The sequence below is a fragment of the Pseudorhodoplanes sp. genome, from assembly GCF_050250235.1.
Classification (GTDB): Bacteria; Pseudomonadota; Alphaproteobacteria; order Rhizobiales; family Xanthobacteraceae; genus Pseudorhodoplanes.
Window position 1 is genome coordinate 1 of record NZ_JBFWPA010000147.1, and the last position, 13,508, is coordinate 13,508.

The 13,508-nt window shown below is 63.4% G+C and carries 13 protein-coding genes; 11 read left to right on the top strand and 2 right to left on the bottom strand.

Annotated features, from left to right (window positions below; translation table 11 throughout):
* The 4 genes from AB7F49_RS33205 to wecB all read left to right on the top strand — a co-directional run.
* A partial coding sequence (locus tag AB7F49_RS33205) for an NAD-dependent epimerase/dehydratase family protein (RefSeq protein ID WP_428530238.1) occupies window positions 1-768 on the top strand: 768 nt, incomplete at its 5' end.
* Window positions 765-1,583, top strand: a complete 819-nt coding sequence (locus AB7F49_RS33210; protein ID WP_428530240.1) for a class I SAM-dependent methyltransferase — start codon at window positions 765-767, stop codon at window positions 1,581-1,583. The genes AB7F49_RS33205 and AB7F49_RS33210, both read left to right, overlap by 4 nt.
* Window positions 1,580-2,668 (top strand): NAD-dependent epimerase/dehydratase family protein, encoded by a 1,089-nt coding sequence (locus tag AB7F49_RS33215; RefSeq protein WP_428530242.1) that lies wholly within the window; start codon window positions 1,580-1,582, stop codon window positions 2,666-2,668. Before AB7F49_RS33210 ends, AB7F49_RS33215 begins: the two co-directional genes overlap by 4 nt.
* A complete protein-coding gene (gene wecB, locus AB7F49_RS33220) occupies window positions 2,665-3,702 on the top strand; it encodes a non-hydrolyzing UDP-N-acetylglucosamine 2-epimerase (protein ID WP_428530244.1) in 1,038 nt (345 codons plus the stop codon). The genes AB7F49_RS33215 and wecB overlap by 4 nt, the downstream gene beginning before the upstream one ends.
* Here the strand turns inward: wecB and AB7F49_RS33225 are convergent.
* On the bottom strand, window positions 3,699-3,965 hold the full coding sequence (locus AB7F49_RS33225; RefSeq protein WP_428530246.1) for a hypothetical protein: 267 nt from the start codon (window positions 3,963-3,965) through the stop codon (window positions 3,699-3,701). The two genes, wecB and AB7F49_RS33225, sit on opposite strands and share 4 nt — an antisense overlap.
* A gap of 108 nt (window positions 3,966-4,073) precedes the next feature.
* Here AB7F49_RS33225 and AB7F49_RS33230 point away from each other — a divergent pair, with 108 nt between their 5' ends.
* Genes AB7F49_RS33230 through AB7F49_RS33250 form a run of 5 tightly spaced genes read left to right on the top strand, consistent with a single transcriptional unit; the run spans window position 4,074 to window position 10,831 of the window.
* Window positions 4,074-4,919 (top strand): glycosyltransferase, encoded by an 846-nt coding sequence (locus tag AB7F49_RS33230; protein ID WP_428530247.1) that lies wholly within the window; start codon window positions 4,074-4,076, stop codon window positions 4,917-4,919.
* Window positions 4,920-4,978: 59 nt separating this feature from the next.
* Window positions 4,979-6,889 carry an asparagine synthase (glutamine-hydrolyzing) gene (asnB, locus tag AB7F49_RS33235; RefSeq protein WP_428530249.1) on the top strand — a complete coding sequence of 637 codons (1,911 nt, stop codon included), beginning with the start codon at window positions 4,979-4,981 and terminating at the stop codon, window positions 6,887-6,889.
* 40 nt (window positions 6,890-6,929) lie between these two features.
* Window positions 6,930-8,099, top strand: coding sequence for a glycosyltransferase family 4 protein (locus AB7F49_RS33240; RefSeq protein ID WP_428530251.1), 1,170 nt, complete (start codon window positions 6,930-6,932; stop codon window positions 8,097-8,099).
* Window positions 8,100-8,132: 33 nt separating this feature from the next.
* Window positions 8,133-9,422: a nucleotide sugar dehydrogenase gene (locus tag AB7F49_RS33245; protein WP_428530253.1), complete on the top strand. Its 1,290-nt coding sequence runs from the start codon at window positions 8,133-8,135 to the stop codon at window positions 9,420-9,422.
* Window positions 9,419-10,831: a mannose-1-phosphate guanylyltransferase/mannose-6-phosphate isomerase gene (locus AB7F49_RS33250; RefSeq protein WP_428530255.1), complete on the top strand. Its 1,413-nt coding sequence runs from the start codon at window positions 9,419-9,421 to the stop codon at window positions 10,829-10,831. Before AB7F49_RS33245 ends, AB7F49_RS33250 begins: the two co-directional genes overlap by 4 nt.
* Here AB7F49_RS33250 and AB7F49_RS33255 read toward each other — a convergent pair.
* Window positions 10,816-11,772: a lysylphosphatidylglycerol synthase transmembrane domain-containing protein gene (locus AB7F49_RS33255; protein WP_428530257.1), complete on the bottom strand. Its 957-nt coding sequence runs from the start codon at window positions 11,770-11,772 to the stop codon at window positions 10,816-10,818. The genes AB7F49_RS33250 and AB7F49_RS33255 overlap by 16 nt on opposite strands.
* A gap of 143 nt (window positions 11,773-11,915) precedes the next feature.
* Between AB7F49_RS33255 and AB7F49_RS33260 the strand changes: the two genes are divergently transcribed.
* On the top strand, window positions 11,916-12,665 hold the full coding sequence (locus AB7F49_RS33260) for a transaldolase family protein (RefSeq protein ID WP_428530259.1): 750 nt from the start codon (window positions 11,916-11,918) through the stop codon (window positions 12,663-12,665).
* Between the two features lie 155 nt (window positions 12,666-12,820).
* A partial coding sequence (locus AB7F49_RS33265; RefSeq protein ID WP_428530261.1) for a Gfo/Idh/MocA family oxidoreductase occupies window positions 12,821-13,508 on the top strand: 688 nt, incomplete at its 3' end.

The window sequence follows — 13,508 nt, forward strand, 5'->3', positions numbered from 1 at the left end:
CTGGTCGATCGCGTTTTTGACGATTTTTCCCCGACGCATGTTGTGCACGCAGCCGCTTCATACAAGGACCCCGATGACTGGGGTGAGGATGCGGCAACCAACGTGCTGGGCAGTATCCACGTTGTTCAGGCTGCCAAGCGGCTTGGTGTGCGTCGATTCGTAAATCTGCAGACGGCACTCTGCTATGGCCGACCGGAACAGGTGCCCATTCCGGTCGATCATCCTTGCCGCCCCGTTGCAAGTTATGGTCTCTCCAAAACGGCCGGGGAGGAGTATGTCGCTCTTTCAGGTCTTCCTTTCGTGTCGCTACGACTTGCAAGCGTGATTGGCCCGCGGCTCGCAATCGGCGCCATTCCAACCTTCTATACACGGCTCAAGGCGGGAAAGGCAGTGTTCTGCACGACTGCCGTGCGGGACTTTCTCGACATAAGCGATTTCCTCGACTTTATGGACCGAGCTATGGACGAGCGCGCGCCGACTGGCGTGTACAATCTTGGCCCCGGCGTGGGACACTCGATCAGGGATGTGCTGGTGGCGGTCGCCGACGCGATCCAGGTTCCTGTACAATCACCAATCGACGAGCGGCCGGTCGGTAGTGACGATGTTGAGACTGTCGTGCTCGATTCGGCGAAGACGGAAGCGGCGTTCGGGTGGCGGCACAAGGTAACGTTTGATCAGGCCATCGCGAAGATGGTTCGCTGGTACGATCAGTTTGGTGTTTCCGCCATTCACACGCATCTTAAGGCTCAAGCAAGCCCGACGGCATGAGTGCTTCCGTCAGCAATACTGAGGTCAAGGCTTTCTGGGAGACGAATCCAGTCGCTGCCGAAGGCATCTCAGCGCGTCCCGGTACCGTTGAATTCTTTCGAGCATTCGACGCGCTTCGCGAGGCGGATGATTGTGAACCGTGGGAGTTCTCGAATTGCATTCACGGATATTCGGAATCTAAGGGTCTGCGTGTACTGGATGTAGGTTGCGGGAATGGATACGTTCTTGCTCAGTATGCAAAGTACGGCGCTGAAGTAACGGGCGTCGATCTCACGCAAACAGCCATCGATCTGAGCTGCGCCCGATTCGATCTGGCGGGTCTGAGAGGGGAATTCCGGCTGACCGATGGTGATCGGTTGCCATTTGAGGACGGCACTTTCGACATCGCATGCTCGATGGGAGTGCTGCATCACATCGAGGCCCCTCGTCCGATGATTTCAGAGATGCGCCGTGTGCTCAAGCCCGGCGGCACCATCATTCTGATGCTCTATTATTGGGGAAGCTGGAAGTATCATGTTGTTCTGCGCATGAAGCGGATTCTTGATCCGCGTTATCGTGGAAAGAGCCAGGCCGAGGCGCTTAACATGAATGATGGTGCGGGATGCCCGCTAGCCAAGGTCTATACGCGTGCGCAGGCGCGTGAGCTGCTCTCAGGATTTTCCGATCATCGATTCGAGCTGAACCAGCTGAGCTGGCGGCAGCTGCTGCTGGGCTTCGACCGCCTGCTGAGACCCGTGCTGCCACACTCCAACCGCAGTATCTTTGCCCGCACGATGGGCTGGAACCTGTACGTAACTGCAAGAAAGCCGAGATGATCCAAAACACCGAGAAATTTCCGAAGCCGGATTTTGGCAACAAGCGTGTCCTGGTCGTCGGGGGTGCGGGTTTCGTCGGTTCCAATCTCGTTCACCGGGTTCTGGAAGACAACCCTCGTGAGATTGTGGTCGTCGACAATCTGCTCTCAGCCGATGTGTCGAACGTCCCGAACGGTCCGCGGGTGCGCTTTGTCGCTAGCACCGTGACCGACGACCTTGTGCTCGGCGACCTGCCGACCGACCTTGATTATGCGTTTCATTTGGCGTGCTACCACGGCAATCAGTCATCCATTGCCGATCCGATCGCCGACCACGACAACAACAACATCACATCGCTCAAGCTCTTTGAGCGGCTGAAGGACATCCGATCGTTGCGCAAGGTTGTCTATGCTGCGGCCGGATGTGCCGTCGCAAAGAAGACAAAGGATGAGCCCGCTGCGACCTCCGAAGATGCGCCGGTGGACCTTTTTCACGACAGCCCGTACTCGATCTCGAAGCTCGTGGGCGAGATGTATGGCAATTACTATTTCCGCCGTCACAAGATGCCATTCGCCAAAGCGCGATTCCAGAACGTCTATGGGCCGCGCGAGATTCTGGGTGCGGGCCGCTGGCGAGGCACGCCGCATACGGTCTGGCGCAACGTCACGCCGACTTTCATTTTCAAGGCGCTGCACAAGGAGGCTCTGCCGCTCATCAATGGCGGGGAAGACGGCCGCGATTTCATCTATGTCGGTGATCTTGTCGAAGGGCTGACGCGGATCGCGGCGTACGGGGAACCGGGCGAGGCCTATAATCTCGCAAGCGGGCGCGAGACCCGCATCCGCGATCTCGCAGCCCTCATCAACAAGCTCACCGGCAATCCGACGCCGCCCGACATCGCCCCGCCGCGAGACTGGGACAACTCCGGACGACGTTACGGAGACCCCACCAAATCAATGAATAATCTGGGATTTTTGGCGCGCACGCAGATCGAGGAGGGGTTGCGGCAAACGATCGACTGGACGCGGTCGCATCTCGAGGTGATCCGCCGCTGTATGGCGCATCACGCGGACCGCGTGCCTGAGGTCAAGAATTACGTCGCATGAAGACGCTGCTCTCCGTCGTCGGCGCGCGGCCGCAATTCATCAAGGCTGCGCCTTTGAGTCGCGCCTTGCGCACCCGCAGCAACCTGCGCGAAGTGCTCGTCCATACCGGACAACATTTCGATGCGTCGATGTCGGACGTCTTTTTCGAGGAACTCGGACTTGCGAAGCCCGACCATCATCTCGGCATCCACGGCGGCACGCATGGCGCGATGACGGGTCGGATGATCGTGGCTCTGGAGGATCTGGCCTTGTCGGTGAAGCCTGATGCCTTCGTGATCTACGGGGATACCAATTCCACACTCGCCGCCGCGGTCGTCGCCGCCAAGCTGTTCGTGCCGATCGCGCATGTGGAGGCCGGCCTGCGATCCTTCATGCCGATTCCGGAAGAGATCAACCGGCTGATGGCGGATCGCGTCAGTCGTTGGCTGTTCTGCCCCACCGATGCTGCGGTGAAGAACCTTGCGGCTGAAGGTATTCGCAAAGGCGTGCATTGTGTCGGTGATGTCATGTACGATACCACGATCATGATGACGGATCGGGCGCGCGAGCAATCGACCATCCTCGGTACGCTCGGACTTCAGAGTGGCGGCTATGATCTCGCCACCATCCATCGCGCCGAAAACACCGATACGCGGGATGCGCTCGCGGCTGTTGTTACATATTTGACCGACGCTGCGCGCGACGTGCCTGTGTTATTGCCGCTTCATCCGCGTACGCGGCAGGCGGCGGAGCGTTTCGGGATTGATCTGTCGCGGCTCCGAATCATTGATCCAGTGGGATATCTCGACATGACCGCGCTGCTCGCGAATTGCCGGCGGGTGCTCACGGATTCGGGCGGGCTGCAGAAGGAAGCCTATTTCCATCGCAAGCCCTGCGTCACGCTTCGCGACGCGACCGAATGGATCGAGACCGTGGAGACCGGTTGGAACCGTCTCTGGCGCGGACCCGACTACCGGCCTCGCCGCGATAACCAGGCTTATGGGGACGGGCGGGCCGCGGAGCGCATAGCGGACATTCTGGCTGCAGAGGTTTAGGCGGCATGCGCGAAAGTGCGATCCGCGTCCTTGTCGCCCATGCACGTTATACCGACCGGCTTTCCTACTATGACGACTGGCTTGATGCGTTCAGACGCAGCCCAAGCTTTCGAGTCGAGGAATTCAATGTTGCCGTAGCGGGCCATGAAGCGGCCCTGCGCGGCAAGCTTGGCTCGTGCGATGCCGTCGTCTTGTTGCATTCCGTCAACGGCGACACGACCGTCTATCTGGAGCGCTATGCGGCCATCCTGGCCGATCGGCAAGTACCGCTCCTGAGCTTCGTCGGCAACGAGGTCAATCTTCCCGGCTCGCCCATCGCCGAAAAACGCCGGGTGCTGTCGATTGTGCGGCCGGACTGGATTGCAACCCAGATGCTGCAGGAGGCTGGAGAGTTTCTATTCGGCGACATCGCGGGCAGCGGAGTGGTATCGATCCCCCATGCATTGAACCCGGAACAGTTTCGTGTCGCGATTCCGTCCGACCGGCGACCGATTGATATCGGCGCGCGCGTTGCTCGCTATCTGGCGCATCTGGGTGACGACGACCGAAACCGGATATCGGATACATTTCGATCGCTCGGCCCAAAGAAGGGTCTCAATATCGATATCTCGGACGAGCGCTACGACCGGGACGGCTGGGCCAGTTTTCTGAACCGCTGCAAAGGCACGATTTCAACGGAAGCGGGAGGCTGGTTCCTCGAGCGCGACGATGCGACCGTCAACGCCATCCGTGCATATGTGTTGCAGCAAGCCGGCGGTGTCGTCATCGCCAACGACTCTCCCCTGCGCACGCTCGGCCATCGGCTTCCATGGTGGGTGCGTGCCGCCTTACGAAAAGTCTTGGGCGCCGGCCCTGTGAGGCACGAGGCAGTTCTCAACGAGAAGGTTCCATACGAGGAAATTCATGAGCGATTCTTTGCCGGGCGGACGCGGCCTGCGGCGTATGGCAAGTGCATCAGTTCCCGGCATTTCGATGCGATTGGCACCGGGACCTGTCAGATCATGTTTCGCGGCCGCTTTAACGACATTCTTCAACCCGATCGCCACTATCTGGCTTTAAACAAAGATCTTTCAAATCTTGATTCAGTGCTGGATCGCTTTCTCGATCCGGCAGAGCGCGGGCAGATCGCGGATGATGCGCGCGAGCATGTGTTGAGCGGACACACCTATGCGCACAGGATAGCTCAAATTCATTCTTTGCTCTCTGCCACGTCGTAAGCCCGGAGCTGGCGCCAGGACGCTTCCCCCTGCGGCGACTGGCACTCGAAGCCAAAACCATGTGTGGTATTGCCGGATTTGTTGATTTGAACGGCCTCGATCCTGCCGTTACGCAGGCGCGCGCGCAGGCGGCGCTTGCGCGCCTGCGCATGCGCGGTCCGGACGGTGAGGGCACATGGAGCGACGGCCATTGCGCGCTGGTCCACACCCGGCTTTCCATTCTCGATCTGTCTGTCTTGGGTGCGCAGCCAATGGAGCGGGAAGGGCTGCACATCACGTTCAACGGCGAGATCTTCAATTTTGCCGAGATTCGCGAGGACCTGGAAAAGCGCGGCCACAGGTTTCGCTCCTGGTCGGATACGGAGGTCCTGCTTGCCGGCTGGCGGGAATGGGGATCAAAACTCCTTCCGCGACTCGTCGGCATGTTCGCCTTCGCAATCTGGGATCCCGCCGAGCGAACTTTGTTCGCTGCACGCGATCGTTTCGGCGAAAAGCCGTTTCTCTATTCAGCCAGCAACCAAAAGTTGGCTTTCGGTTCGGACTTGATCGCCTGTGAAGCGATGCTCGGTGAGCAGTGTGCCGTCGATGCTGGAGCGCTCCGCTCGCTCTTCACGCTTCGCTTTGTACCGGAGCCGCTATCGATCGCGCGCGGCGTTCAAAAGCTCCCGGCCGGACACTGGCTGCGATTCGACCGGCGCGGCCTTGCGGTAGAGCGTTGGTATGATCTGGCGCACGAACGACAAGCGGCTTTTGCAGATCGGGCTGACGCCGAAGCCGCCTTGCGGAATCGCTTTGATGCTGCCGTGGCGTCGCGCCTCGTTTCCGATGTGCCCGTCGGTGTGTTTCTTTCGGGTGGTATTGATTCTGCGCTGGTGGCGGCTTCCGTTGCGCGATCCGGTGGCAAGCTCAATACGTTTACGGTCGGCTTTGAGGGTGCGAGCAGCTATTACGAGGAGCGGCCGCTGGCCGAGGCGGTTGCGCGCCATCTCGGGGCGCGTCACACGGAGATCGCTGTAAGAAATGAGCAGGTCCGATCGGTGTTGGATCGAGTCTTCGCAGCCCTCGATGAGCCATTTGCAGATGCCTCCGCTGTTCCCACCTTTTTGGTGGCGGAGGCCACCAAGCCCCATGTTTCGGTTGTGCTCACCGGTGACGGGGCGGACGAGGTGTTCTGCGGCTACCGGAAGTATTGGTCCGAGCTCTATGCGACGATGTGGAGCCGGATTCCTGCTCTCCTACGGCAAGCGGTGACGGCCGCTATTCGACGCTTGCCGGAGGGAAAGGATCAGCCCTGGCTTGAAACTGTGCGTCGGATACGACGCTTTGCGACAACGGCGGACAATGATCCCGCCCGACGTCAGGCGGCGTTGATGCGCCTGGCCAATGAGGGCGAAGTTGGATCCTTGTTGGGGGCGACTGGCAGAGAATCCGGCTCTCTTGAGGATCGTGTACTGTCGCTTCGCGCGGAATCCAAAGATAACGACTCCATCAACGCAATGCTGTATTGCGATGTCGCTTTGGGTTTGCCAGGCGACATGTTGACCAAGGTGGACCGCACAAGCATGGCGCATGCGCTTGAGACGCGCGCACCGTTCCTCGATCAACGGGTTGTTGAGCTGGCCTTTGCTTTGCCGGGGTCCGCCAAGCTCGGGTTTTCAGGCGTGAGGCCAGAAGGCAAGCGCATTCTGCGTCGGGCGTTTTGCGAGCGTCTCCCGCCAGAGGTGTTCCGGCGCCCCAAACGCGGCTTCGAGATGCCCGTAGCGGCCATTCTTTCCGATGCCGCAGCCGATCGGCTTGCAGCGGCGACCGACGAAGGACGATTGAAGCGTCAGGGGCTGTTCAATCCCCAGGTTATCTCAACCTGGAAACGCGATCTGGAAACGGGTCGCCGAGATACGTCATGGCAGCTCTGGGCAATACTCGCCTTTCAGGAATGGGCGCGTCTGCATCGGCGACCCGAGAGGCTATGAAATTAGCGCGCTGGCCCGCCGTGCACGGAGAGTGAACGACGTGTCTGAACGCACCGCGGGCCGGCTGCTCTTCCTCGTCTCCGAAGACTGGTACTTCCTCTCGCACCGCTTGCCAATGGCGCGGGCGGCGCGGGATGCCGGTTATGAGGTGCATGTCGCGGCGCGCGTCGGCGAAGGCGGGGCGAGGATCGCGGCGGAGGGGTTTGCGCTGCATCCGCTCGACTGGCGGCGCGGCAGCCTCAATCCGCACGATCTCCTCGGCATCGTGCGGCAGGTGCGGAGCCTGTATCGCCGGCTCGAGCCCGACCTCGTCCACCACGTCGCCCTGCAGCCTTCTATCGTGGGCTCGCTCGCGGCCGCGGGCATGGCTTTTCCGCGCCTCAACGCCCTGGCCGGTCTCGGCTTCGGCTTCACCTCGGCGACGCTGAAGGGCCGCCTGCTGCGTCCGGTACTGGGCGCGCTGCTGCGCGCGCTCTTGAACCGGCCGGGCGCCTTCGTCCTGGTGCAGAACCCGGACGATGCGGCGGCGGTCCGCGCGCTCGGCGTCGCGCCGGAGCGCCTTTTCACCATTCCCGGCTCGGGCGTCGACACGGATCGGCTGCGGCCCTTGCCCGAGCCGCCGGGGCCGGTCACCGCCGCCTTTGTCGGGCGGCTGCTCGACGACAAGGGCGTGCGGCCGCTGATCGCGGCGCAGGCGATGCTCGCGGCCCGCGGCGAAGAGGTCCGGCTGCTGATCGCGGGGGATCGCGATCCGGCCAATCCGGCCTCGATCGATGCGCGCGAGATCGCGGCCTGGAAGTCGCGGCCCGGCGTCACGCTGCTGGGGCATGTCGACGACATCCCCGGCCTCTGGGCGCGCGCGCATATCGCGGTGCTGCCGTCGCGGCGGGAAGGGCTGCCGCTCAGTTTGCTGGAGGCCGCCGCCTGCGGCCGCCCGATCGTCGCGACCGACGTGCCGGGCTGCCGCGAGATCGCGCGGCAGGGCGTCAACGCCCTGCTCGTGCCGCCCGATGACGCCGCCGCCCTGGCCGAAGCCATCGCCGCGCTCGCGCGCGATCCGCAGCGGCGGCAGCGTTTCGCGGCCGCCGGGCGCGCGCTGGTCGAACGGGAATTCTCCGCTGCGCAGATCGGCCGCCAGATCGTCGCCGTTTACGATCATCTGCTGGGCGCCGGGCGCCCCCTATTGCCGCAGGCTGCGCTGCACGGCTAAAGAAATCCGGCATTCGGGTTGGAAGGGCTTGTCGTGAAGCAGAAGCGGATCATTGCCGTTGTCGGACTGGGATATGTCGGCCTGCCCGTCGCGGTGGCCTTTGCGCGCTCGGGCATCCCGGTGATCGGCTTCGATATCAACGCCAAGCGGGTGCAGGAACTGACGGACGGTCATGACCGCACGCTGGAGGTCGACGAAGCCGAGCTCAGGCTGCCGTCCCTCAGATTTTCGAGCGACCCTGAAGCCCTCATGTCCGCCGACTTTCACATCGTGACGGTGCCGACGCCGATCGACGCGGCAAAGCGCCCCGATCTCGGGGCGATGCTCTCGGCTTCCCGGATCGTCGGCGCCGCGCTCAAGCGCGGCGACATCGTCGTCTATGAATCGACCGTCTACCCGGGCTGCGTCGAGGACGAATGCGTGCCGGTGCTGGAGAAAACCTCCGGGCTGAGGGCCGGCGCGGACTTCACGGTCGGCTATTCGCCCGAGCGCATCAATCCGGGCGACAAGCAGCATCGCTTCGAGACCATCATGAAGGTGGTGTCCGGCCAGGATGCGAAGACGCTCGACATCGTCGCCGAAGTCTACGAATCCGTGGTGACGGCCGGGGTGCATCGCGCGCCCTCGATCAAGGTCGCGGAAGCCGCCAAGGTCATCGAGAACACGCAGCGCGACCTGAACATCGCGTTCATGAACGAGCTGTCGGCGATTTGCCATCGCCTTGGAATTGATACCGGCGACGTTCTGGCGGCTGCCGGCACCAAGTGGAATTTCCTGAAATTCTATCCCGGGCTGGTCGGCGGCCACTGCATCGGCGTCGATCCCTATTACCTGACGCACAAGGCGGAAAAGGCCGGCTACCATCCGGAAGTCATTCTGTCCGGACGCCGCATCAATGACGAAGTCGGCCAACGCATCGCGCGCGAATGCGTGCGCGGTCTGTTCAAGCAGAATCGTTCCTCGGAAGACGCGCTCGTGACCGTGCTCGGCCTGACCTTCAAGGAAGACGTCCCCGATACGCGCAATTCCAAGGTTGTCGACATCATCGACGAACTGAAATCCTCCGGCGTGAAGGTGCAGGTGGCCGATCCGCTCGCCATCCCGGAAGAAGCATTGCACGAATATGGCCTGTCATTGATCGAAGCCAAGTTGCTGAAGCCGGCCGATGCGATCATTCTTGCCGTGGCGCATGGCGAATATGTCAAAGGCGGGTGGCCGTTGATCGCGGGCCTCCTGCGGGACGGCAAAGGTCTGGTCTTCGACGTGAAGTCCGTGCTCGAAAGGAGCGCGAAGCCGGCAGGCATCGAATTGTGGCGGCTATGACCGAGCCCGTCGTTCCCCTCATCATGTGCGGCGGCGCCGGCACGCGGCTGTGGCCGGCGTCGCGGGAAGGGCGCCCGAAGCAGTTCCTGCCGCTGTTCGGCAAGCTGTCGACCTTCCAGGAGACGCTGCAGCGGGTCTCCGATCCCGCGCAATTCGGCCGGCCGATCGTCATCACCAACAGCCAGTATCGCTTCATGGTGGCGGACCAGCTCGCCGAACTCGGCATTTCCGCCGACATCCTGCTGGAGCCGATGCGGCGCGATTCCGGTCCCGCGATCGCCGCCGGCGCAGCCTTCGCGCTTTCGCGCGACGGCGATCCGCTGGTCGTCGCGCTCGCCGCCGACCACGTGGTCGGCGACCCGGCGGCCTTCGCGGCGGCCTGCGCCGCCGCGGCCGACGCCGCCGCGCAGGGGCGGATCGTGACCTTCGGCGTGCGGCCGGACCGCCCGGCGGTCGAATACGGCTACATCAAGCCCGGTCCGGCTTTGGCCGGGGCGGCGGTCCGCGTCGAGCGCTTCGTCGAGAAGCCGGATGCGCAGACCGCGCAACGCTACATCGCGGAAGGCTATCTCTGGAATTCCGGCAATTTCGTCTTTCGCGCCGGCGTGCTGCTCGGCGAATACGAGAAGTTCGACGCCCCGACGGTTGCCGCGGCCCGCGCGGCGGTGAGCAAGGCGGGGACCGATCTCGGCTTCGTCACGCTCGACGCTGCGGCCTTCGCCCATGCGTTGCCGAATTCCATCGACTATGCGGTGATGGAGAAGACCGACCGCGCGGCCCTGGTCCCGGTCTCCTATGGCTGGTCGGATGTCGGCTCCTGGCATGCGGTGTGGGAGCTCGCGGTGCGCGATGCGGCGGGGAATGCCGCGCAGGGCCAGGCGGTTTTCGTGGAGACGAAGAATTCCTATGCCGCTTCGGAAAAGCCGCTGGTCGCGCTGTTCGGCGTGGAAGACCTTGTCGTGGTCGCGAGCGAGGACGCGGTGCTGATCGCCAACCGCGCCGATACCAACGGCATGAAGCGGCTGGTGCAGAAACTGAAGGACGTGGCGCCGGCGGTGACGGTCGATCACATCAAGATGCACCGGCCCTGGGGCAATTATCAGTCGCTGGACAACGGCGACCGCTACCAGGTCAAGCGCATCGTGGTGAAGAAGGGCGGGCGGCTTTCGCTGCAATACCACAACCATCGCGCCGAGCACTGGGTGGTGGTGCGCGGCACCGCCAGGGTGACGCTCGGCGAGCAGGTGAAAATCCTGCACGAGAACGAATCCATCTACATCCCGATAGGGACGCCGCACCGGCTGGAAAACCCGGGCAAGATCGATCTGGAACTGATCGAGGTGCAGACCGGCAGCTATCTCGGCGAGGATGACATCATCCGCATCGAGGACGATTATCGCCGCTCGTAGGAAATCGCGGCCTCCGGTTCGGCTCCCATCGCCTTGAACCGCAGCCGGCTCGCGACCCACAGGCCGCCGCCGATCAGGCCGACTGCGAAATTCGCGGCCCCGAGCAGCAGCGAGATCGTCAGGGCGTCGCTTGCGTTGAGGCCCGCCAGCGTGAAGGCGGTGACCATCAGGCTCTCGCGCAGGCCCCAGCCGGCAATGGTGATCGGGACGGTGGCGATCAGCACCACCGGCGGGATCAGGCAGGTCATCAGCAGGAAGCCGACCGGCGCGCCGATGGCCTTGGCCATCGACCAGCTCGCGAACACCGTCGCGAGGTGGATCAGCATCGAGCATACGGCGACAAAGGCCAGACGGCGGGCGGGGCGGGCCACCTGGCGCAGCACCATCGAGGCGGCGATCAGATGGTGCACGCCCCAGAGCCGCTCGATCCGCGTGTCGCTGAACAGCGAGAGCGCCGCGAACACCATCCCGCCGGCAAGGCCCGCCACCCCGACCAGCGTCACCGCCAGGCGCGCGACGGAATCCTGCACGAAGGCATAGGTCCAGGGCAGGCAGAACGAGACCAGCAGCGCGAGCGCGAAGACGCCGATGGCGCGGTCGACGAATACCGAATAGGTCGCGATCCGCCAGCCCGCCTTGTAGCCCTGCGCCAGCATCCAGATCCGCGCCGCGTCGCCGCCGATGGTCGAGGGCAGGGTCTGGTTGAAGAAGGCCGCGATGAAGCTCAGCCGTGCCGCCGCCGCCGCGGCGAGCGGAAATCGGGCCGCCTGCACGATCTGCTGCCAGCGCACGGCCTGCACGCCGATCTGCGCGATCAGCACGGCGATGACGAGCACAAGCCAGGCGGCGTCGATTTCGGCGACGCGCTCCGTCACCGTTTGCAGATTGACGGAGCGCACGGCGAAATAGATCAGGAGCGCGGTGAGCGCGGCCTTGACCAAGAACAGAACAATGCGTCGCATGCGCCCTGGGAGAGTCACATTGAAGTCGGCAGGGCGTTGTTGTATGGGCCTGATCCAGACGAGGCAACGCTTTTCCCGCCGAATCCGTTGACCCGTCCGACTCGAAAGCGCGGAAGATTCCGATGACAACCTCGCTCAAGGACCTGAAGGTCAAGCTGTTCACCGACGGCGCCGACAAGGCGCAGATCGTGGAAATGGCGAAGAATGCCTGGATCGCCGGCTTCACCACCAATCCCTCGCTGCTCAAGAAGGCCGGCGTGCGCGATTACGAAGCCTATGCGCGCGATCTCGTCGCCGCGGTGCCCGACCGGCATATCTCCTTCGAGGTCTTCTCCGACGACATCCCGGAAATGGTGGCGCAGGCGCGCGTCATCACGACCTGGGGTCCGAACGTCTTCGTGAAGCTGCCGGTCTCCACCACCCGCGGCGAGATGCTGTTCGATGCGATCCGCTCGCTCTCGCGGGACGGGGTGAAGATCAACCTGACCGCCCTGTTCACGGCCGATCAGGTGGCGCGCGGCGTCGATGCGCTGGGCGGCGGGGCCGCGGCCTGCGTCTCGGTCTTTGCCGGACGCCTCGCGGATTTCGGGATCGACTATGCGGCGCTCGTGCAGGACGCGGTGAACCGTTCCCGCAAGACGCCCAATGTCGAGGTGATCTGGGCCTCCACCCGCGAGGTCTACAACGTGATCGAGGCGGACCGCATGGGCTGCCAGATCATCACCGCGCCGGCCGATGTGCTCAAGAAGCTGCCGGCTTTGGGCAGCAAGACCGGCGCGGAACTGTCGCTGGATGCGGTGCGGGCGTTCCGCGAGGATGCGCTGGCGGCCGGGCTCACCCTGGCGCTGCCGGGCGCGCGGGCGGCGGAATGAGGCATCGCTGGAACTATTCCAGGCTCGTTACGGGAAATTCCTGTAACGCATTGAATGAAAACGTGTTCGCATAAGTTGTGACGGTCCGGTCGCCAGCCGGGCAGGGGCCATGCTAGGGGAAGCGGGCTTTTGGGGCTTTGGGGGTTGCGTCGGACATGGTGCGGTCGGTCTCGGACGACACGAACGGGCCGCTGCGCGTAGGCGTGGTGGGCGTCGGGATAATGGGCGCCAACCACGCCCGCGTTTTCGCCGGACTGCCGGACGTGCAGCTTATTGGGGTCGCCGATCCGAATCGCGCCCAGCGCGATCTCGTCACCCGCGTGCTCGGCACGCCCGCCGTCGACAATCTCGATGCCCTGCTGGAGATGGATATCGACGCGGTGACGATCGCCGCGCCTACGCATCTGCATCACGAGATCGCGCTGAAATGCATCGCGCGCGGGCTCCACATCCTGGTCGAGAAGCCGGTCGCCTCCACGGTGGAGGAAGGCCGCGACATCATCGGCGCCGCGCGCCGGGCCGGCGTCACGCTCGTGGTCGGCCATGTCGAGCGCTTCAATCCCGCCGTGCAGGCGATCAAGCAGGCGCTGGCCGGCGAGGACATTCTCTCGATCGCCATCACCCGCGTCGGACCGTTTCCGCCGCGCATGTCGAATGTCGGCGTGGTGATCGATCTCGCCGTGCACGACATTGACCTGATCCGCTGGTTCACCGATTCCGAAATCGTCGAGGTGCAGCCGCAGCTTTCCAGCGCCATCGCCGAGCGCGGGGACATCGCGCTGCTGCAGTTCCGCACGGCCTCCGGGGTGCTCGCGCACATCAACACCAACTGGCTGACGCCGT